The following is a 20,155-nucleotide window of genomic DNA, read 5'->3' as shown; positions in this document are numbered from 1 at the left end:
GGTGTTCCGGGACGCACGCGGTCAGGGTATCCGTCCGGGGCCGCCGACACGGAACCCGTTTCGCATCGTGGGCGTCCTGATGGACGCCGGACGAGATGGGAGAGGCCTTGTGCGACAAGCGATACGGGCGCGGCTGAGGCTGCTGCGGGCGCGGTGGAGCAGGTGGGGGCGGTGGCGCCGGACGGGTGTCGCGGCCCTGCTCGGGCTGGTCCTGCTGCTGCTCCCGGTGGCCGGCGCGGCCGCCGCGCTGCGCCTCGCGTACACCGGCGAGCCGGCCGCCGAGGCCAGGACCAGGGGCCGGGACGCGGTCTGGCTGGGCCACGCCTGGGTGGACGGCCGCAAGGGGGACGCGGACCTCGCCGAGCTCGGCCGACGGCTGGCCGGCACCGGCATCCGCGACCTGTACGTGCACACCGGCCCGCTGGCGCACGACGGCTCGCTCGACCCGGCGCTGTACCCGGCGGCCCGGCGGTTCGTCGAGCAGGTGCACCGCACGCTGCCCGGCATCCGGGTGCAGTCCTGGCTCGGCGACGTGGTCGCGCCGGAGAAGGAGGGGCTGCACCTCGACCGCGCGGACGTCCGGGACCGGATCACCGCCTCCGGCACGCAGGTGCTGGACCTCGGCTTCGACGGGCTGCACTTCGACATGGAGCCGGTGCACTCCGAGGATCCCGGCTGGCTCGCCCTGCTCGACCAGGCGCACGCGATGACCGCCGCGCGGGGCGTGCCGCTGTCGGTGGCGGCGCCGCAGATCGACCCGGTGCCCGGACTGCACGTGGCCGGCACCGGACTGACCGGCCACGGCAAGTGGTGGTCGCAGGCGTACTTCGCCGAGACCGCCCGGCGGGTCGACCAGGTGGCGCTGATGTCCTACGACACCAGCATGCAGCTGGAGTCGCTGTACGGCGGGTACGTGGTGCACCAGACCCGGCTGGCCCTGGAGGTCACCCCCGACCGGGTCGACCTGCTGATGGGGCTGCCCGCGTACTGGGACGACACCTTCAGCCACCGCGGGTCGGCGGAGACCGTGCGCGCGGCCGTCCGCGGCGCCCGGCTCGGGCTCGGCGACAGCGCGCGGCGGTCGTTCGGGCTGGCGCTGTACGTGGACTTCACCGCGACCGACGCGGACTGGGCGGCGTACCGGGACGGGTGGGGCCGGCGCTGACCGCTCCGGTGCGGGGCCGGTCAGTCGAACGGGGTGCGGTTCAGCGCGATCAGCAGCCGCCAGGCCTGGCCGGACGCCACCGGCGGGGCGGCCGGGTCGGGGTCGTGCAGCCAGTCGGCCAGCAGGGTGGTGAAGGCCCCGGCGACCGCGGAGGCGACCACGTCCGGGTGGGGGGCGCCGACCAGGGTCCGTTCGGCCCGGCTGCGCTCGCGCAGCTCGCGGTTGAGCAGCTCGCCGAGCGGTCCGGCGCCGGCCGGGAGCAGCAGCGAGCGGTAGAGGTCGGCGCGGTCGCCGACCCGGGCGAAGAACTCCACCATGGCGGGCGGCGGCGCGGCCGGGTCGGGGATGCCCCGCCAGGCGTGCAGCGCCTCCACCGCCTCCCGGGCCACCTCGGCGCAGGCGTCCACCGCGAGCGCCTGGAGGTCCTGGTAGTGCAGGTAGAAGGTGGCCCGGCCGACGCCGGCGCGGCGGGCCACCGCCGAGACGCTGACCTGGTCGAGCGGGCGCTGCGCGCACTCGGCGAGGAGCGCCGCCCGGAGCCCGGACCTGGTGCGCTCGGCCCGGGGATCGCCGCCCGCCGCCGTCACCCGGCCACCAGTACGGCGGCCAGCGCCAGCGCGCCCGGGAGGGCCTGGGCGACCAGGATCCGCCGGTTGGCGGTGGCCGCGCCGTAGCCGCCGGCCACCACCACGAAGCTCAGGAAGAACACCTGGACACGGTAGCCGATCGGATCGGCCGCGATCAGTCCCCACAGCAGGCCGGCCGCCAGGAAACCGTTGTAGAGGCCCTGGTTGGCGGCCAGCGGGGCGGTGACCCGGGCCAGCTCGGCGTCGAAGCCGGACAGCTCCCGGCCCGGCCGGCGCTCCCACAGGAACATCTCCAGCACCAGGAAGTAGAGGTGCAGCACGGCCACCAGGGCCACCAGGACGACGGAAAGGATCTGCACGGCACGCCCGCTCTCTCATGGACAACTGTCCAGCAATCATAGACAGCTGTCCAGAAGAATTACGAGTCGAGCAGCCAGGCCGCCGTGTCCGCCGGCAGCAGACCGCCGGTCACCGGCCCGCTGGCCAGCAGCACGGCCGCGCCCGCGGGCAGCGGCACCGGATCGGCGCCCAGGTTGACCACGCAGCCGAACCCTCCCGCGCGCCGGAACGCCAGCACCCGGTCACCGGCCGGCAGCCACGCGAACTCCCCCGTCACGGTCGTACGCCGGATCCGCAGCGCCGCCCGGTAGAGCTCCAGCATCGAGTCCGGGTCCCCCGACTGGGCCTCGACCGTCAGGGCGGCCCAGTCGGCCGGCTGGGGCAGCCACGGTTCGACGCCGGGCGGCGCGAAGCCGTACGGCGGCTCGGTGCCGGACCAGGGCAGCGGCACCCGGCAGCCGTCGCGGCCCGGGTCGGTGCCCCCGGAGCGCAGGTGCATCGGGTCCTGGAGGCGCTCCAGCGGCAGGTCCTCCACCTCCGGCAGGCCGAGCTCCTCGCCCTGGTAGAGGTAGACCGAGCCGGGCAGTGCCAGCGAGAGCAGGGCGGCCGCCCGGGCCCGGCGGATCCCGAGCGGCCGGTCGGTGGGGGTGCCGAAGGCCTTGGCCGCGAAGTCGAACCGGGTGTCGGCCCGGCCGTACCGGGTCACCGTCCGGGTGACGTCGTGGTTGGCCAGCACCCAGGTGGCCGGGGCCCCGACCGGGGCGTGCGCGGCCAGCGTGGCGTCGATCGAGGCACGCAGCTGCGCCGCGTCCCAGGGCCGGGCCAGGAAGTCGAAGTTGAAGGCGGTGTGCAGCTCGTCCGGGCGCAGGTAGCGGGCGAACCGCGCGGTGTCGGGCACCCAGATCTCACCGATCAGCACCCGGGGCTCGGCGTAGGAGTCGGCGATCGCGCGCCAGGAGCGGTAGATCCCGTGCAGGTCGTCCCGGTCGACGTAGGGGTGCGGGTCGCGGCCCGGCTCGAAGTCCGGCAGCGCCGGGTCCTTGGCGAGCAGGCCGGCGGAGTCGATCCGCACCCCGGCCGCGCCCCGGTCGAACCAGAACCGCAGGATCGACTCGTGCTCCGAACGCACCTGCGGGTGGGCCCAGTTGAGGTCGGGCTGCTGGGCGGCGAACAGGTGCAGGTACCAGTCGCCCGGGGTGCCGTCGGCGTTGCTGGTCCTGGTCCACGGGCAGCCGCCGAACTCGGACCGCCAGCCGTTCGGCGGCAGCTCGCCGTGCTCGCCGCGCCCGGGGCGGAAGTGGAAGAGCTCCCGCTCGGGGCTGCCGGGGCCGGCCGCGAGGGCGGCGCGGAACCACGGATGGGCGTCGGAGACGTGGTTGGGCACCACGTCCACGATGGTCCGGATGCCCAGCTCCAGGCCTTCGGCGATCAGCTTCTCGGCCTCGGCCAGTGTGCCGAAGGCCGGATCGACGTCCCGGTAGTCGGCCACGTCGTAGCCGCCGTCGGCCATCGGCGAGGGGTACCACGGGTTGAACCAGACGGCTTGGACGCCGAGTTCGGCGAGGTACGGCAGGCGGGAGCGGACCCCGGCAAGGTCCCCGGTGCCGTCGCCGCTGCCGTCGGCGAAGCTGCGCGGGTACACCTGGTAGATCGCGGCGTCCCGCCACCAGTCCGAATGCTCGGGCTGCTGTGCCACGGTGGGGCCCCTTTCGGAGGGTCGACAGGATAAGGAGGTTGACGGAACGTCAGCCCTTGAGGCTGCCCGAGGTCAGGCCGGCCATGATGTTGCGCTGGAAGATCAGGAAGAACACGATGGTGGGGGCCGAGGCGATCGCCAGCGCCGCGATGATCACGTTCTGCGAGACGCCGAGCGAGAGCGAGTTGATGCCGATGTTGAGCGGTTGCCGGGCCGGGTCCGGCTCGACCAGCATCGGCCACAGGAAGTCCTTCCAGACGTTGACCACCGCGAAGATGGACACCACGCCGAGGATCGGCCGGGACATCGGCAGCACGATCGACCACAGCGCCCGCAGCGGGGTCGCGCCGTCGATGGCGGCCGCCGCCATCAGCTCCTCCGGGATCGAGTCGAAGAACCGCTTCAGCAGGAAGATGTTGAAGGCGTTGGCCACGGTGGGCAGCCAGATCGCCCACGGGGTGTTGATCAGGTTGACGTGCAGCAGCGGCAGATCGAGCACGGTCAGGTACTGCGGCACGATCAGCACCGCCGCCGGGATCATCAGGGTGGCGAGCATCATGCCGAGGATCGCCCTGCCCAGCACCGGCCGCAGCTTCGACAGGGCGTAGGCCGCCGCGACGTCGAAAACCAGTTGGAGCGCGAGCGCCCCGAAGGCGTAGTACAGGGTGTTGAACAACAGCCGTCCCATCCGCAGTTGGCTCCACGCCTCACGGTAGGTGTCGGTGTGGATCTGCGCGGGGAAGAGCGTCGGCGGGTTCTGCAGCACCTCGCGGGTGGACTTCAGGCCGCCGGTGACCAGCCAGTAGAGCGGGCCGAGGAAGACCAGGGTGAAGGTGACCACCACCAGGGTGAGCACGATCCGGTACACGATCCGCCCGCCGCGGCGGTTCAGCTGGGTGTCGGAGATCAGGGTGCGCATCGCGGCCGCTCCTCAGTCGGCGGTGCGGCTCAGCCGCGCGTAGAGGGCCGAGAAGCCGGCCAGGACGACGAGCATCACCAGGCCCAGCGCGGAGGCGCTGCCGTAGTTGTTGAAGTTGAAGGCGTACTGGTAGATCAGGTAGACCACGGTGGTGGTCGAGCCCTGCGGGCCGTTGCCGCCGGTGAGCAGGTACGGCTCGACGAAGACCTGCATGGTCGCGACGACCTGGAGCAGGAGCAGCATCGAGAGGATCAGCCGGGTCTGCGGGATGGTGACGTGCCAGATCCGGCGCAGCAGGCCGGCCCCGTCCAGTTCGGCGGCCTCGTACAGCTCGCCGGGGATGCCCTGCAGGGCGGCCAGGTAGATCAGGGTGGCGCCGCCCATGTTCATCCAGGTGGCGGCGATCACCACCGAGATCATCGCGGTGCCGGCCGAGTTCAGCCAGGCCGAGGTCGGCAGGTGGAGGTGGGCGAGGATGCTGTTGAACAGGCCGTGCCCGGGGTCGTAGAAGTACTTGAACAGCAGCACCGAGGCGACCGGCGGCATCATCACCGGCAGGTACACCAGGATCCGCAGGTAGGCCTTGGCGTGCCGCAGTTCGTTGAGCAGCACCGCGACCACGAAGGGCACCGCGAAGCCGAGCACCAGGGCGAGCACGGTGAACAGCAGGGTGTTGCGCCAGGCCTGCCAGAAGGCCGGGTCCTGGAGGATGTGGTCGAGGTTGTCGAGCCCGACCCAGGTGGTGCGGCCGCGCTTGGTCCGCTGGAAGCTCATGATGACTTCGCGGACCATCGGGTACCAGGCGAAGTAGCCGAAGCAGAGCAGCGCGCCGAGCAGGAAGCCATGGGCCGTCAGGTGCTGGCGGACGCGCTGGCGCAGGGCTGCGCGGCGGGAGGCGGGGGCACGGCCCTGGTCGGGGCCGACGGGCTTGCGGCGGACGGAGACGCTGATCGCTGCCATGGGTGATGCTCCTGATCGGCTGGCTGGGCAGGTGCGGGCGGCGCGGGGGCCGGCCGGCGGGCCGGCCCCCGCGAGCCGCTACCGCAGGCTCGCCAGTACCTGGTTGACCTGGTTCTCGGCGTCCGAGAGCACCTTGTCGACGGTGGCGTTCCTGTCGGTCAGGACGGCGGAGACGGCGTTGTCCATCACCTTGTAGATCTGCTGGGCGTTGGCCGGCTCGGTCTTGCCGGGCACGGAGGCGGCCAGGTACGGCGCGTAGTTCTGCACCGGGACGGTGGCGTCGGCGGCCTTGGCCTTGTTGTCCGCGTCCAGGCTGGCGCCGGTGAAGAAGAACGGCTGCGGCAGTCCGACCGGCAAGCCGTCGGTCTTGTTGCGGGCGTAGTCGAACTGGCCCTTGCCGATGGTGAGGAACTTGAAGTTGATCCAGGCGATGCCGGCCTTGATCTGGTCCGGGGTCGACCCCTTCTTGAACAGGTAGTCGTTGCCGCCGAGCAGGGCCGCCTTGCCGCCCGGCATCGGGCCCATCCCGTAGTCGGCGTAGTTGCCCTTGAGGGTCTGCACCATGTAGGTGATGTCGTCCGGGGCGCCGACGTAGAGGCCCAGCTTGTCGGTGGACATCTGGGTCATCAGGTCGGGCCACTTGAGGCCCTGGGTGGCGCCCATGCTGTTGTCGGTCCAGCGCATGTCGTACAGGTTCTGCAGGACCTGCTTGCCCTCGGGGGTGTTGAAGGCGGCCTTCTTGCCGTCCGGGGTGGTCATCGAGCCGCCGAGGCCGTAGAGCTCGGCCGTGTAGTGCCAGCCGCCCTGGTTGGTGGCGCTGTAGTCGCCGTAGCCGTTGACGCCGTTGCCGAGGGCGGCGATCTTCTTGGCGGCCTCCCGGATGCCCTCCCAGGTGGTCGGCGGCTTGTCCGGGTCCAGGCCCGCCTGGGTGAACAGCTTGCGGTTGTAGATCAGGCCCATCTTGTAGTTGGAGTAGGGCAGGCCGTACAGCTTGCCGTCCGACTTCAGGGTGGCCAGCACGGACGGGTCGATGTCCTTCAGGGCCGGGATGCTCGTGTCGTTCACGTACGCCGAGATGTCCTCGGCGCCGTCGGCGTCCAGCACCTGGTTCAGGTCGGTGAAGTAGCTGTAGAAGACGTCGGTCTGGGTCTTGCCCTTGAGCTGGGCGGTGAACGCGGCGGGCTCCTCGCAGGGGAAACCGTCCTTCGCCCGGACCGTGACGTTCGGGTAGAGCTTGTTGAAGGCCGCGACGTCGTCCGCCCACTGCTTGCGCTCGGCGGCCTTGGTGACCGGCGGCTGGCAGTCGATGCTGATCGTCACCTTGGTGGCCGGGTCCAGCGGGGCGGCGGCGTCGGACGAGGCGCCCTGGTCCGAGGAGCCGGCGGAGCCGGAGGAGCTGCAGGCGGCGGCGCCGAGCGCCAGGCCGGCCGCGGCGGCGAGGGCGACGGATCTGCGGATGAGCCGGTCTCTGTTCATGCGGGTGGACCCTTTCGAGCACGTGGGCAGCGCCTGGGCGCGGGAGTAGCCCGTGATTTCCGGTGGGGCCGCCTCCGAGGAGCACAGTCGGGTGGCGGGGAAGCGCGCGAGGTCGTACCTCTGCTGCTGCGGTGACGCATCGCCTGCTGGCGTCGACTACTTAACCAGTCTCGACAGATGACCACAAGATGTCGACGAGATTTCGCAAAAACACGACTTCTCGCTTGCGTAAGCCACTGTCGGCGCTGGTCGCGGGCATGCCGGAGCAGGGCGGGCACCCCGGTGCCCGCCCTGCTCCGGAGCTTCGGTGCTACGGGTTGACGGTGATGTGGAAGGTCGAGGTGGAGTTCTGGATGTCCTTGGCGTTGTTGCTCAGGGTGAGGTGGTTGAAGGTGACCGAGCCGACCGCCGGGCCCTGGCCGGCCTCCGGCATGTCGTTGGCCCAGATCCCGTAGCCGGACCTGGCGTCGTAGGCGTCGCCGCTGCGGCGGGCCCCGGAGATCGAGACGTTGGTGAACACCGTGTCGGTGACCGGGTTCTGCGGCTGTCCGCCGCTGTAGTTGGTCTGGAACATGATGCCGCTGTAGGTCGGGTCGACGATGTCGACGTCACTGACCCGGATCCCCTGGAAGACCTTGGAGGCCGAGAAGACCCAGATCGCCGGGAAGACCTGGGCGCCCCAGAAGTGGCCGCCGGCCCGGACCAGCGAGATGTTCTGCAGGTTGGTCGGGTCGGTGCCGAAGCCGTTCATCGGGTAGCCGAAGTCCAGCGAGGAGATGGTGACGCCCGAGTAGCACAGGGTGTCGGCGATGTAGATGTTGCGGAAGGTGTTGGCGTAGCCGCCGTACACCGCGATCCCGGCCGCCCGCCAGGTCAGCACGGCGGTGAGGTTCTCGAAGACGTTGTTCTTCTCGTCCGCGCCGCCGGCGTCGATCGCGGAGAACAGCGCGAAGCTGTCGTCGCCGGTGGACCGCGCCTCGTTGTTGGAGACCAGGTTGTCGGTGGAGCCGTTGGTCATGTTGATGCCGTCGGCGAAGGTGTCCCGGATCCGCGAGTTGGTGATCCGCATGGAGTCGGTGTTGGCACCCCAGTACATGCAGACCATGTGCTCGGTCCAGATGTTGTCGATCGTGATGTTGGCGACGTTGGAGAAGTCGAAGACCTTGCCGGGGCCGTCGATCCGCGAGGTGTAGTTGCCGAAGTAGGCGAACCCGGCGAAGGTCGAGCCGTTGGCCGAGGCCTCCGCGCGGAAGCCGACGTCGGTGTTGGACTGGCCGCCCGGCGCGTAGAACCGGGTGAACCACGGGCCGGCGCCGATCACCTTCACGGCCTTGCCGTAGACCTGGAACTTGTTGGCGGTCTGGTAGTCGCCCGCGGGCAGGTAGACGCCGACCAGCGTGCCCGTGGTGTCCATCCGCACCCGGTCCAGCGCGGCCTGCACGTCGCCCTGGGTGAAGCCGGCCGGCACGGCGTACCGGGCGGGGTCGGGGTTGGCGGTCTGGGTGGCCTGCTCCAGGCTGACGAAGTCGATCGCGTACTGGCTGGAGTTGGCGGCGTCCTTCTGCAGCTTGATCTTGCTGCCGGCGGGCACGGTGGTGCCCAGCAGCAGGTTCGCCTCGTCGTAGACGTGCCGCGGCCCGCCCGCGCTCGGGCCGTTGCCCGGTGAGGTCTCGTTGCCGTACAGCCAGGCGTACTTGGAGGTCAGGTCGATCGCCTTGAGGAAGCTGCCGTTCACGTAGACGTCGAGGGTGGAGTTGATCCCGTCACCCCCGGGCGCGTCCGGGACGGAGAACCTGGTGACCAGCGTGTTGGTGGCCGCCTTGGTGGTGAACTCCACCGAGGAGCCGGTGGAGTTGAGCGTCACGGCCCGGCGCCCGGAGGCCTCGCCGGCCAGGTCGCCGATGGTCCGGTTCGGGCCGACCACGGCAGCGCCGCCGGCCAGTACGCCGTCCTCGGCCTCGTAGGTGTCGTACGGCATGTTGGCGCCGCGGCCCACGTACAGCGGCTGGGTGGTGGTGTTGTTGCCCTGCTTGACCGCCAGCTCGTTGCCGTCCGCGGCCAGCACCGTCCGGACGGTGTACTTGCCGTTGGCCGCCGTCCAACTGCCCAGCGAGACCGGGGCGGTGGTGGCGCCCGCAGCGATGGCGCCGGTGTAGGAGCCGGTCAGCGTGCGGACCACGGCGCCGGTGGTGGCGTCGGCGACCGTGAGGGTGATCGGGTGGCTGCCGCCGGCCGAGGCCACGGTGCCCTGGTTCTTGATCGCCACCGTGAAGGCGACGTTGTTGCCGGCGGCGGGGTTGCCCGGGGTCCAGCCGACCGGGGCGGCGACCAGGTCGGAGCTGGCGACCGGGCTGACCGTCAGCGCGGTGGGGCTGGTCCAGTCGTTGTTGGTCTCGTCCCGCTCGATCACGGCGTTCGGCTCGTCGGCCTTGGCCGTCAGCTGGTAGCTGCCCGCGTTCTGGGCCCCGATGCTCGCGCTCACGGTGGCGGTGGCGCCCACCGCCAGCGCGCCGACCTGGGCGGTGCCGACCTTGGTGGTGCCCAGGTAGAAGTTGACGCTGCTCGGGCCGGCCGCCGCCGTACCGGCGTTGCGCACGGTGGCGGAGAGCTGGACGGCGTCGGTCTCCACCGGGGCGGCGGGCGTCGCGGTGATGCCGGTGACGGTGAGGTCCGGGTTGGGCGCCGGAGTGCCGATCACCTGGAACTCGGCCACCTGGCCGGCCGCGGAGCCGCTGTTGGCGGTGATCCTCAGCTGGACGTCGGCCGCGGTCGCACTGACGGGGATGGTGACGGTGTTCCCGGAGGCCGGGTCGAAGGTGTAGTTCTGCGGTGCGACCAGCCGGGTCAGGCCGGTGGCGCTCTGCTCGCGGCCGAGCACCTCGATGGTCTGGGTCCGGGTCGACCAGGCGCTGTTCGGGTTGAGCTTGACCACCACGGAGCTGGTGGCGGCGTTGGCCCCGAGCGCCACCGTGAGGGTGTCCGGGTAGCTGCCGGGGGCGCCCTCCCAGTAGGTGGCCGGGTCGTTGTCGTTGGCGTTGGCCGCCACGAAGGTGAACACCGAGGAGGAGCCGGTGATCGGCTTGCCCGCCGCCAGGTTGGTGCCGGTGCCGCCGCTCTGGCCGGTCCGGATCACCGTGTTGCTGGTGGCCGAGCGGTTGCCCGCCGCGTCCTTGGCCTTCACGTAGTAGGAGACGGTGGCGCTGTCGGGCTGGCTGTCGGTGTACGTCAGCACATTGCCCGCGACCGTGGTGCGCAGCGCACCGTTGGCGTACACCTCGTAGCCGGTCACCCCGACGTTGTCGGCGGAGGCGCCCCAGGTCAGCTTGATCTGGCCGGAGGCCGGCTGGGTGTACGCCAGGCCGGCGGGCGCGGACGGGTCCTGGGTGTCGCCGCCCTGCCCGGTCCGGGTGACCGTGTTGCTGGCGGCGGACTGGTTGCCCGCCGCGTCCTTGGCCTTCACGTAGTAGGAGACGGTGGCGCTGTCCGGGCGGCTGTCGGTGTAGTTGAGCACGCTGCCCGCGACGCTGGTGAGCAGCACGTTGTCGGCGTAGATGTCGTAGCCGGTGACGCCCACGTTGTCGGTGGCCGCGTTCCACGCGAGGCGGATCTGCCCGGACGCCGGCTGGGTGTACGCCAGGTTGGCGGGTGCGCTCGGCGCCTGGACGTCGCCGGTGGCCGGCCCGTACGCCTCGAACTCGGCCAGCTGGGCGGCGGGCCAGGCCGAGTTGGCGGTGACGGTGAGCCGCAGGTAGCGGGTGGTGGCGGTGGCCAGGTTGACCGTGACGGTGTTGCCGGTCGCCGGGTCGAAGGCGTAGGCGGTGGAGGCCACCAGGTCGGTGAAGGTGCTGCCGTCGGTGCTGCCCTGCACCTTGAGGGTTTCCGTCCGGGCGCCCCAGCCGCCGGGCAGCTTGAGCACCACCTTGTTCACCGGCACGGCGGAGCCGAGGTCGCCCTGGATCCACTGCGGGAAGGCGTTGTTGGCGCTCTCCCAGTAGCTGCCCTGGTTGCCGTCGGCCGCATTTCCGCCGGTGTACGGGGAGTTGGCGCTGCTGGTGGTGACCGGGCGCCCGGCCAGCAGGTTGCCGGAGGCGGAGGCGGCGCCGTAGACCTCGAACTCGGAGAACTGCGCGGCCGGCCAGCCGGTGTTCGCGGATACGTTCACCCGGACGTAACGGGCGCTGGTGGAGGCGAAGTTGATCCGGACGGTGTTGCCGGCGCCCTGGTCGAAGGAGTAGACGGCGGAGCCGACCAGGGTGGAGAAGTTCGAGCCGTCGGTGCTGCCCTGCAGGGTGAGCGTCTCGGTCCGCGACTCCCAGGCGGTGGGCAGCTTGAGCACCACCTGGTCGATCGCTGCGGCGCTGCCGAGGTCGACCTGGACCCACTGCGGCAGGGCGTTGCCCGCGCTCTCCCAATAGCTGGACTGGTTGCCGTCGTTGACGTTGCCGACCGCGTAGACGTCGCCCACGCTGCTGGCGGTGACCGGCTTGCCGGCGGCCAGGTTGGGGCCGCCGGCGGCCTGGGCGGCCGGGAGCAGCGGCCCGCCCAGCAGGAGCAGGCCGAGCACGGCCGCTCCCGCCGTGAGCCGCGACGGTATGCGCTTCGATCTCATTGCGTCCCTCTGTCTCTGAGTGCGCGATCTGTGACAGCTGACCGGGCCGCCGCTGTCGGACGGCGGCCCGGAACTCCGGTGCTGTGCGCGGCTGCTGGGCGCGGCTCCACTTCGGGCTCGGCGCGTGAAGTAGTTGCAGCCTGAATCAAGAAAATGACATTGATCTGTGCAAGTTTTGCGCGATGGCAGCCAAGAGTTACAGAGGGGCTACGGGCATGTCAACGGTTCGTGCCGTGCGGCGGTCGGCCCCGGAACGGGCCCGGACATGCAGGAGCGGGCGGGCACCGTAGTGCCCGCCCGCTCGGTGGAGCTCCGTCAGACCGCCGCGGTCAACTCCGCTCGCGGACCGGCGCGGTCGAGCCGCGCACCACCAGCTCCGGCTCGAACAGCAGCTCGTCGTGGGTCACCTTGACCCCGGCGATCTCCCCCACCAGCAGCTCGACCGCCGCCCGGCCCATCGCCTCGATCGGCTGGCGGACGGTGGTCAGCGGCGGGTCGGTGCACATCATGAACGACGAGTCGTCGTACCCGATCACCGAGACGTCGTCGGGCACCGCGAGCCCGGCCCGCCGGACCGCGCGGACCGCACCGAGGGCCAGCGGGTCGGACGCGCAGACCACGCCGGTGACCCCGCGCCGGAGCAGCCGGGTGGTCGCGGCCTGCCCGCCCTCCAGGCTGAACAGGGCGCGCTCCACGTGCTCCTCGGGCAGGTCGAGCCCGGCCCGGTCCATCGCGGTGCGGGCCGCGGCCAGCTTGCGGTGCGAGGGCACGTGGTCGGCCGGGCCGAGCACCAGCCCGATCTTCCGGTGCCCCAACTGCTTGAGGTGGCCCACCGCCTGCTCCACCGCAACGGCGTCGTCGCAGGAGACCCGGGGGAAGTCCAGGTGCTCGATGGCCGCGTTCAGCAGCACGGTCGGCAGGCTGCGCTCGGCCAGCCGGTCGTAGTGCTCGTGCGGAGCGTCGCCCTGGGCGTACAGGCCGCCGAAGAACACCACGCCGGAGACCTGTTGCTCCAGCAGCAGGTCCACGTAGTCCGCCTCGGAGACGCCGCCGGCGGTCTGGGTGCAGAGCACGGGGGTGAAGCCCTGGCCTGCCAGCGCACCGCCGACCACCTCGGCGAACGCGGGGAAGATCGGGTTCTGCAGCTCGGGCAGCACCAGGCCGACCAACCGGGCCCGCTCGCCGCGCAGCTGGGTCGGGCGCTCGTAACCGAGCACGTCCAGGGCGGTCAGCACCGCGGCCCTGGTCGCTTCGGAGACGCCGGGCTTCTCGTTCAGCACCCGGCTGACGGTCGCCTCGCTCACCCCGACCTTCTTGGCCACCTCGGCAAGTCGTCGTGTCATGGCCGCGAGTCTACGTCAGATCACGCAAACGGCTTGCGCTGATTTGCAGATCGAGCCGTCCGAACTCTTCGCACCCGACCGACTACCATGCGTGATCGAACGGTCGCGCCGTCCGGCCGGCCGGCCCGTGCACCTCCGGAGAAGCCCGTGCGCCACCGCCTGCTCGCCGCCCTCCTCACCGCCCCGCTGCTGTTCCTCGCCGCCCCGGCCGCCGCGGCGTCCCCGCAGGACGGCTACGCCGCACTCGGCGACTCCTACGCGGCCGGGGTGGCCGCCGGCGGCTACGACCCGGCGAGCGGCGACTGCCACCGCAGCGCCCACGGCTACCCGGAGCTGTGGGCCGCCGCGCAACATCCCGCCGAGTTCGTGAACGCCACCTGCAACGGGGCGACCACCGAGGACGTCCGGCGCGACCAGCTGCCCCGGGTGCCGGCCGGTGCCACCCGGATCACCCTCACCGTCGGCGGCAACGACCTCGGCTTCGCCGACGGCGTGGTCGCCTGCCTCCAGCCCTTCAGCACCGACGCCCGGTGCGACCGCGCCCTGGACGAGACCGACCGCCGGCTGCGGGAGGACCTTCCCGGCCGCCTCGGCACGCTGTACGGCGAGCTGCGCACCGCCGCCCCGGCCGCCCGGGTGGTGGTCACCGGCTACCCGCACCTGCTCCACACCGGCACCATCTGCACCATCGGCACCGACGCCCGCCGGGCCCGCTTCAACGCCCTCACCGACCGCCTGGACGAGCTGATCCAGCAGCAGGCCGGTAAGCAGGGCTTCGAGTTCGCCGACGTCCGGCCGGCCTTCGCCGGCCACGGCGTCTGCTCCGGCGGCTCCCAGGAGTGGATCACCCGCTTCGTGCTCACCCACCTCTTCGAGTCCTTCCACCCCACCGCCCGCGGCCAGGCGGACGGCTACCTCCCGGCCGTCACGGCGGCGCTCGGGCAGAGCGCGGCCGGCCTCGCGGGCCGCTAGGCCCTCGCGGCCGGTCCTGCCGGGCGGGCCCTAATTCCGCCCCGCCTCGAGGCCCCTCCGATAGGCTCGTCCACTCCGGGCCGGGGCAGGTGTCGAAGACCGTAGGCTGGGCAGGTAGGGACCGTGGAACGGGGCGTTCCACGCGCGAGTTGAACAGTCGGCGGCCGGCCAACCGGTGCGCACCGGACGGGGGCGGCGGCTGACCGATGGAGGGAGACGCTGGGTGATCGAGCTGGAGGACGTGCCCGAGTTGATCGACCCGGTGATGGTCTGCGCCTTCGAGGGGTGGAACGACGCCGGTGACGCGGCCTCGGCGGCCGTCGGGCACCTGGACGAGACCTGGGGCGGGAAGGTGTTCGCCGCACTCGACGCGGAGGACTACTACGACTTCCAGGTCAACCGCCCCACCGTCTGGCTGGACGGCGGGGTCCGCCGGATCACCTGGCCGACCACCCGCCTCTCCGTGGTCCGGGTGACCGACCCCAAGCCGCGCGATCTGGTGCTGGTCCGCGGTATCGAGCCCAGCATGCGCTGGCGCTCGTACTGCAACGAACTGCTCGGCTTCGCGCACGAGCTGGGCGTGGAGCTGGTGGTGATCCTGGGCGCCCTGCTCGGCGACACCCCGCACAGCCGCCCGGTGCCGGTCAGCGGCGTCACCTCGGACGCCGCGCTGGCCCGCACGCTGGACCTGGAGGAGAGCCGCTACGAGGGGCCGACCGGCATCGTCGGCGTGCTCCAGGAGGCCTGCGCGCACGCCGGGGTGCCGGCGGTGACGCTGTGGGCCGCGGTGCCGCACTACGTGGCCCAGCCGCCGAACCCGAAGGCCACCCTGGCGCTGATCAACAAGCTGGAGGACCTGCTCGACCTGCGGATCCCGCCGGGCGAGCTGGCCGAGGACTCCCGGGCCTGGCAGCTCGGCGTCGACCAGCTGGCGGCCGAGGACAGCGAGGTCTCGGAGTACGTGCAGCAGTTGGAGGAGGCCCAGGACACGGCGGAGCTGCCGGAGGCCTCGGGCGACGCGATCGCCCGCGAGTTCGAGCGCTACCTGCGCCGGCGCGACAACCTCGGGCCGACCGGCGAGAAGCCGGCCGCCGGGCACGCCACCGCCGGCCAGGCGGAGACCGAACCCAGGGCCACCGACGAGAAGGACACCGCCGAACCGGACGCCACCGAGCCGGGCGTCACCGAACCGGACACCGCTGAGAAGGACGCCACGGAGAAGGACCCGGCCGGCGACCGGGACCAGGCCGAGCCGGGCCCGGCCGAGGGCGACGGGGAGGACGGCGCCCGGGGCGCCACCGGGGAGCGCGACGAGGGCCAGGACGGCTGAGCGGAACGGCGAAGGGGCGTCAGGACCTGGTCCTGACGCCCCTTCGCGCTGTCCGTGGGTTCTACAGCGCCACGCCGAGCAGCGCGTCCACCGTGCGCGAGACCAGGCCGGGAGCGCCGATGTCGGTGCCACCGGTCCCGTGCTGCAGGGCGGCCCAGCGGTCGACGGCGGCCAGCGCGGCCGGCGCGTCCAGGTCCTCGGCCATGGCGGCGCGGACCTCGGCCAGCAGGCCCTCGGCGGACGGTCCGTCCGGCCGGGAGACCGCGGCCCGCCAGGTGGCGAGGCGCTCGACGGCGCGCTCGAGGTCGGCGTCGGTCCACTCCCAGTCGCTGCGGTAGTGGTGCGCCAGCAGCGCCAGCCGGATCGCCGCCGGGTCGACGCCCTCGCGCCGCAGCGCGGAGACGAAGACCAGGTTGCCGCGGGACTTGGACATCTTGTGGCCGTCCAGCCCGACCATGCCGGCGTGCACGTACGCCTGGGCGTAGGGGTGCTCGCCGGTGGCGACCTGGGCGTGCGCGGCGCCCATCTCGTGGTGCGGGAAGGACAGGTCGGTGCCGCCGCCCTGGATGTCGAAGGACATCCCGAGGAACTGCAGGGCGATCGCCACGCACTCGATGTGCCAGCCGGGGCGGCCGTGGCCGAGCTCGGTGTCCCAGGCGGGCTCGCCCGGGCGGGCGGCCAGCCAGAGCAGGGCGTCCAGCGGGTGCTTCTTGCCGGGCCGCTCGGGGTCGCCGCCGCGCTCGCCGAAGACCGGCAGCATCTGCTCGCGGGTGAGCCCGGAGACCTCGCCGAAGCGCGGGTCGGACTCCACCGAGAAGTAGATGTCGCCGTCCAGCTCGTAGGCGGCGCCGCTCGCCAGCAGCTTCTTGACCAGCGGGACGATCCACGGGATGGACTCGACGGCGCCGATGTAGTGGGCCGGGGGCAGGATCCGCAGCGCGGTCATGTCCTCACGGAACAGGGCGGTCTCGCGCTCGGCGAGCGCCGTCCAGTCCTGCCCGGTGGCCACGGCCCGCTCCAGCAGCGGGTCGTCCACGTCGGTGACGTTCTGCACGTACAGGACGTCGTGGCCGGCGTCCTTCCAGACCCGCTGCACCAGGTCGAAGGTGTTGTAGGTGGCAGCGTGGCCCAGGTGGGTGGCGTCGTACGGGGTGATGCCGCAGACGTACAGGCGGGCGGTCGGACCCTGGGGCACGACCTCGCGGACACCGTTCGTGGCGGTGTCGTGGATGCGCAGGGGAAGCCCCTGACCGGGCAGGGCGGGAACCTCGGAGGCGGGCCAGGAATGCATGGCACCGACTCTAACCTTGCGATCATTTGAAAGGCTAACCAGTCACCGGGATCGGCTTGAATCGCTTTCCGATCGTTCCGGGTACGAGCCACCCGCCGCGGCCCTCGCCGGTCAGACCGGCGGCCAGGGGATCGACGGCCAGTCAGCCGACGGCAGCGGGTGCCGCCCGGTGCTCCGCAGCTGGTCGATCCGCTGCCCGGTGGCGGCCAGTTCGGCCTCCGTCAGGTGCGGGCGCAGCTCCTCGGCCAGCGCGCCGTCGAGGGCGGCGCCGAGGCCCGCGGCGAGCCGGTCGAGCACCTCCCGGGCCTCCTCCGTCAGGGGCTGTTCGGCCCATCCCCAGAGCAGGGTGCGCAGCTTGCCGGGGACGGCGAAGGTCACGCCGTGGTCGATGCCGTAGATCCGGCCGTCGGCGGCCGGCAGCCAGTGGCCGCCCTTGCGGTCGGCGTTGTTGAGGACGGCGTCCAGCACGGCCAGCCGGCGCAGCCGCTCGTCGTCGCGGTGCACCAGCAGGGCGGTGCGGCCCTCCCCCACCTCGGCCCGGATGATCGGCAGCCAGCCGGGCTCGGGGCCGGCCGGGTCCTGGAGGGCGAGCAGTTCGGGGGCGCTGAGGTCGGGTTCGATCCACAGCTGGACCATGCCGGGGCCGTGCGGGCCCTCGCGCAGCACGGTCGGCGGGACCAGCGCCCAGCCGGTGGCGGCGGCCAGCCGGTAGGCGGCCACCTCGCGGCCGGCCAGGGTGCCGTCCGGGAAGTCCCAGAGCGGGCGCTCCCCGGCCACCGGCTTGTACACGCAGGGGGCGGTGCGGCCGTCCAGCGCGACGGTGCAGTACAGCACCGCGTTGGAGGCGTCGGTGACCCGGCCGTGCACGGTGAGGGCGCCCGAGCCGAGCAGGTCCAGGGCTGCGGCGGGGTCGGCGGCGAGGGCCGCGCTGGTCACCGGGTCGGTACCGGGGACGGCCTCGCTCTCCGGTGGGGTGTTCAGCGCCGGTAGCCGTTCGCTCGCGGGCACAGGTGGCCCTCCGGGTCGAGCGGGAGGTTGCAGAACGGGCAGGGCTTGCGGCCGGCCGCCACCAGGTCCAGGGCGCGCTTGGCGAACACCCGGGCCATCGCGCCGCTGAGCCGCACCCGGAGCATGTCCGGGCCGTTCTCCTCGTCCTCCAGCGCGGCTTCCTCGTCCTCGTCCTCGGTCACCGCCTGCGCCTCGACCACCAGGCACTCGTCGACGCTGTCCCAGGCCAGGGCCATGGTGCCGACCCGGAACTCCTGCTCCAGCGGCAGGTCGAGCGGGGCGGTGTCGATCAGTTCGGCGGGGGCCACGGCGGGGATCGCCGGCGAGCCCGAGCTGCGACGCAGCGCCTCGTCCAGGACCTCCTCGACCCGCTCGGCGAGCGCCGCCACCTGGGTCTTCTCCAGCAGCACGCTGGTCATCCGCCCGCGTGAGCTGGCCTGGAGGTAGAAGGCCCGGGAGCCGGGTTGGCCGACCGTACCGGCCACGAACCGCTCGGGCTGGTCGTAGAAGTAGACCTGACGGGGCACTCTCTCGCTCCGGATCGGGGATCGGGCAGGGGCTGTCTCTGGCCAGCCTACGGCTTGTGCCGGGGCCGGGGTGAGGGTGGGCTCAGGACGCGGGCGCCGGAGCGGCGGGGACGGCGGGGGCCCCGGTGTCGCCGCCGACCACCGCGTCCCCGCTCGGGGCCGGGCCGTCGGCCCGGGGGGCCAGCGAGGCGAGGCTGCCGGTGTCGCCGAGGCGCAGCAGGTACGGGCGGTGCGCGGTGTAGCGGATCGCGGTGACCGAGCAGGGCTCGACCGAGATCCGCTGGAAGTGGTCCAGGTGCAGGCCGAGCGCGTCGGCCACCACGGCCTTGATCACGTCGCCGTGGGAGCAGGCCGCCCAGACCGCGTCGGGGCCGTGCTCGGCGGCGATCCGGTCGTTCCAGTCCCGGACGGCGTCCACCGTGCGGTGGCTGAGTTCGCGCAGCGACTCGCCGCCCGGGAAGGCGGCGGCCGAGGCGTGGTCCTGGACGGTGCGCCAGAGCGGCTCCTTGGCCAGCTCGCCGAGCGGCCGTCCGGTCCAGTCGCCGTAGTGGCACTCGCCGAACCGCTCGTCCGCCTCCGCCGGGCCGAGCTCGGGGCGGGCCTCGAGCAGCGGCTCCAGGGTCTGCCGGCAGCGCTCCAGCGGGCTGGACACGACCTTCGCGAGCGGGATCCCGGCGAGCCTGGCGGGCAGCTCGGCGGCCTGGGCGCGCCCCGTCCCGTCGAGGTCGACGCCCGGCGTCCAGCCGGCCAGGACGCCGGCCGTGTTGGCGGTGGAGCGGCCGTGGCGGACGAGCAGCAGGGTGGGCATGCGGCCAAGCCTACGGGGTGCCCGTGCGGGGCCGCACCGGGTGGTCGGCTCGTGCGCTTTCGGTGGATGTGACGGCCGTTCGGCGCCGGGCACGGGAGAATGGCAGGCATGATCGTCGATTGCGCCGTCTACCGTGACGGCCACCGCTCCGAGACGCCTGACGACTTCTCGGACGCCCTGGACGCGGCCCGCGCGTCCGGGAACGCCTTCGTGTGGATAGGGCTGGCCGAGCCGACGGCCGAGGAGTTCGACCTGGTGTCGGCCGAGTTCGGGCTGCACCCGCTGGCGGCCGAGGACGCCGTGACCGCGCATCAGCGGCCCAAGCTGGAGGAGTACAAGGACTCGCTGCTGCTGGTGCTCAAGACGGTCGAGTACCACCCGGCGGACCGCAGCATGACCATCGGCGAGGTGATGGTCTTCGTCGGCGACTCGTACGTGATGACCGTGCGGCACGGGCCGGCCAGCCCGATGGCGAAGCTGCGCTCCTGGCTGGAGAGCCAGCCCGAACTGCTCCGGATGGGCCCGGCCGCGGTCCTGTACGGGGTCTTCGACCTGGTGGTCGACAGCTACCTGGACCTCGCCGGGACGCTCCAGGGCGAGCTGGACGACCTGGAGGCCGACGTGTTCGCGCCCGGGCGGGTGCACGGCGTCGCGGAGCGGATCTACGCCTTCAAGCGCGAGGCGATGCGCTTCCGCCGAGGCACCCTGCCGCTCCAGGAGCCGTCCGCCCGGCTGCTGCGGCCCGAGGTGCGCTGGGTGCCGATGGAGCTCCACCCGTACCTGCGGGACGTGGTCGACCACCTGACCCGGGTGAACGAGATGGTGGACGGCCTGGACCGGCTGCTCTCGGACATCCTGAACGCCAACCTGGCGCAGGTGAGCGTGCAGCAGAACAACGACATGCGGAAGATCTCGGCCTGGGCGGCGCTGGCCGCGGTGCCGACGATGATCGCCGGCATCTACGGCATGAACTTCACCCACATGCCGGAACTCCACCAGATCTGGGGCTACCCGGCAGCGCTCGCCCTGATGGCGGGCGCCTGCGTGCTGCTCTACCGCGCCTTCAAGCGCGCCGGCTGGCTCTGAGACCTGGCCGCCCGCCCGCGCGGGCTTCACAGCAGGGCG

General features: G+C 72.3%; 16 protein-coding genes. 4 read left to right on the top strand and 12 right to left on the bottom strand.

Features of this window, described 5'->3' with window-relative positions:
• Positions 1 to 109: 109 nt before the first annotated feature.
• Positions 110 to 1,165 carry a glycoside hydrolase family 18 protein gene (locus ABT014_RS11190; RefSeq protein ID WP_350638424.1) on the top strand — a complete coding sequence of 352 codons (1,056 nt, stop codon included), beginning with the start codon at positions 110 to 112 and terminating at the stop codon, positions 1,163 to 1,165.
• 20 nt (positions 1,166 to 1,185) lie between these two features.
• On the opposite strand, the gene ABT014_RS11185 is transcribed toward ABT014_RS11190, so the two are convergent.
• The 8 genes from ABT014_RS11185 to ABT014_RS11150 form a co-directional block, all read right to left on the bottom strand.
• A complete protein-coding gene (locus tag ABT014_RS11185; RefSeq protein ID WP_350638423.1) occupies positions 1,186 to 1,752 on the bottom strand; it encodes a TetR/AcrR family transcriptional regulator in 567 nt (188 codons plus the stop codon).
• Positions 1,749 to 2,111, bottom strand: coding sequence for a DUF1304 domain-containing protein (locus tag ABT014_RS11180; RefSeq protein WP_350638422.1), 363 nt, complete (start codon positions 2,109 to 2,111; stop codon positions 1,749 to 1,751). Before ABT014_RS11180 ends, ABT014_RS11185 begins: the two co-directional genes overlap by 4 nt.
• 59 nt (positions 2,112 to 2,170) lie before the next feature.
• A complete protein-coding gene (locus tag ABT014_RS11175) occupies positions 2,171 to 3,787 on the bottom strand; it encodes a glycoside hydrolase family 13 protein (protein ID WP_350638421.1) in 1,617 nt (538 codons plus the stop codon).
• Between the two features lie 49 nt (positions 3,788 to 3,836).
• The gene (locus ABT014_RS11170) at positions 3,837 to 4,706 is read right to left on the bottom strand and encodes a carbohydrate ABC transporter permease (RefSeq protein ID WP_350638420.1); all 870 of its coding nucleotides are present in this window, start codon (positions 4,704 to 4,706) and stop codon (positions 3,837 to 3,839) included.
• 12 nt (positions 4,707 to 4,718) lie between these two features.
• Positions 4,719 to 5,666 (bottom strand): carbohydrate ABC transporter permease, encoded by a 948-nt coding sequence (locus tag ABT014_RS11165; protein WP_350638419.1) that lies wholly within the window; start codon positions 5,664 to 5,666, stop codon positions 4,719 to 4,721.
• A gap of 78 nt (positions 5,667 to 5,744) precedes the next feature.
• Positions 5,745 to 7,142, bottom strand: a complete 1,398-nt coding sequence (locus ABT014_RS11160; RefSeq protein WP_350638418.1) for an extracellular solute-binding protein — start codon at positions 7,140 to 7,142, stop codon at positions 5,745 to 5,747.
• A 310-nt stretch (positions 7,143 to 7,452) separates the two neighbouring features.
• On the bottom strand, positions 7,453 to 11,751 hold the full coding sequence (locus ABT014_RS11155) for a galactose-binding domain-containing protein (protein WP_350638417.1): 4,299 nt from the start codon (positions 11,749 to 11,751) through the stop codon (positions 7,453 to 7,455).
• Positions 11,752 to 12,080: 329 nt separating this feature from the next.
• Positions 12,081 to 13,094, bottom strand: a complete 1,014-nt coding sequence (locus ABT014_RS11150; protein WP_350638416.1) for a LacI family DNA-binding transcriptional regulator — start codon at positions 13,092 to 13,094, stop codon at positions 12,081 to 12,083.
• A gap of 147 nt (positions 13,095 to 13,241) precedes the next feature.
• Between ABT014_RS11150 and ABT014_RS11145 the strand changes: the two genes are divergently transcribed.
• Positions 13,242 to 14,066 (top strand): SGNH/GDSL hydrolase family protein, encoded by an 825-nt coding sequence (locus ABT014_RS11145; RefSeq protein ID WP_350638415.1) that lies wholly within the window; start codon positions 13,242 to 13,244, stop codon positions 14,064 to 14,066.
• A gap of 223 nt (positions 14,067 to 14,289) precedes the next feature.
• On the top strand, positions 14,290 to 15,396 hold the full coding sequence (locus ABT014_RS11140; RefSeq protein ID WP_350638414.1) for a PAC2 family protein: 1,107 nt from the start codon (positions 14,290 to 14,292) through the stop codon (positions 15,394 to 15,396).
• Positions 15,397 to 15,457: 61 nt separating this feature from the next.
• Here ABT014_RS11140 and mshC read toward each other — a convergent pair whose 3' ends face one another.
• The 4 genes from mshC to ABT014_RS11120 all read right to left on the bottom strand — a co-directional run bounded on the left by mshC (position 15,458) and on the right by ABT014_RS11120 (position 19,030).
• Positions 15,458 to 16,687 (bottom strand): cysteine--1-D-myo-inosityl 2-amino-2-deoxy-alpha-D-glucopyranoside ligase, encoded by a 1,230-nt coding sequence (gene mshC / locus ABT014_RS11135; protein ID WP_350638413.1) that lies wholly within the window; start codon positions 16,685 to 16,687, stop codon positions 15,458 to 15,460.
• A 111-nt stretch (positions 16,688 to 16,798) separates the two neighbouring features.
• Complete coding sequence (locus tag ABT014_RS11130) at positions 16,799 to 17,695, bottom strand: SCO1664 family protein (RefSeq protein WP_502894942.1); 897 nt, start codon at positions 17,693 to 17,695, stop codon at positions 16,799 to 16,801.
• Positions 17,665 to 18,222 (bottom strand): DUF3090 domain-containing protein, encoded by a 558-nt coding sequence (locus tag ABT014_RS11125; protein WP_350638412.1) that lies wholly within the window; start codon positions 18,220 to 18,222, stop codon positions 17,665 to 17,667. Before ABT014_RS11125 ends, ABT014_RS11130 begins: the two co-directional genes overlap by 31 nt.
• Positions 18,223 to 18,304: 82 nt before the next feature.
• Positions 18,305 to 19,030 (bottom strand): histidine phosphatase family protein, encoded by a 726-nt coding sequence (locus ABT014_RS11120; protein WP_350638411.1) that lies wholly within the window; start codon positions 19,028 to 19,030, stop codon positions 18,305 to 18,307.
• A 99-nt stretch (positions 19,031 to 19,129) separates the two neighbouring features.
• Here ABT014_RS11120 and corA point away from each other — a divergent pair, with 99 nt between their 5' ends.
• On the top strand, positions 19,130 to 20,116 hold the full coding sequence (corA, locus tag ABT014_RS11115) for a magnesium/cobalt transporter CorA (RefSeq protein ID WP_350638410.1): 987 nt from the start codon (positions 19,130 to 19,132) through the stop codon (positions 20,114 to 20,116).
• The last annotated feature ends 39 nt before the right edge of the window (positions 20,117 to 20,155 follow it).

The sequence above is a fragment of the Kitasatospora sp. NPDC094015 genome, from assembly GCF_040304075.1.
Taxonomy (GTDB): domain Bacteria; phylum Actinomycetota; class Actinomycetes; order Streptomycetales; family Streptomycetaceae; genus Kitasatospora.
The sequence above is the reverse complement of the archived record's forward strand: the minus strand, read 5'-3'. Positions and strand labels throughout refer to the sequence as shown.

What these genes read in the sequence shown, in the direction of transcription:
- ABT014_RS11170 (WP_350638420.1), bottom strand. Translation starts at nt 4,706, where the DNA reads ATGCGCACCCTGATCTCCGACACCCAGCTGAACCGCCGCGGCGGGCGG.
- ABT014_RS11165 (WP_350638419.1), bottom strand. Translation starts at nt 5,666, where the DNA reads ATGGCAGCGATCAGCGTCTCCGTCCGCCGCAAGCCCGTCGGCCCCGAC.
- ABT014_RS11160 (WP_350638418.1), bottom strand. Translation starts at nt 7,142, where the DNA reads ATGAACAGAGACCGGCTCATCCGCAGATCCGTCGCCCTCGCCGCCGCG.
- ABT014_RS11155 (WP_350638417.1), bottom strand. Translation starts at nt 11,751, where the DNA reads ATGAGATCGAAGCGCATACCGTCGCGGCTCACGGCGGGAGCGGCCGTG.
- ABT014_RS11150 (WP_350638416.1), bottom strand. Translation starts at nt 13,094, where the DNA reads ATGACACGACGACTTGCCGAGGTGGCCAAGAAGGTCGGGGTGAGCGAG.
- mshC (WP_350638413.1), bottom strand. Translation starts at nt 16,687, where the DNA reads ATGCATTCCTGGCCCGCCTCCGAGGTTCCCGCCCTGCCCGGTCAGGGG.
- ABT014_RS11120 (WP_350638411.1), bottom strand. Translation starts at nt 19,030, where the DNA reads ATGCCCACCCTGCTGCTCGTCCGCCACGGCCGCTCCACCGCCAACACG.
- corA (WP_350638410.1), top strand. Translation starts at nt 19,130, where the DNA reads ATGGCAGGCATGATCGTCGATTGCGCCGTCTACCGTGACGGCCACCGC.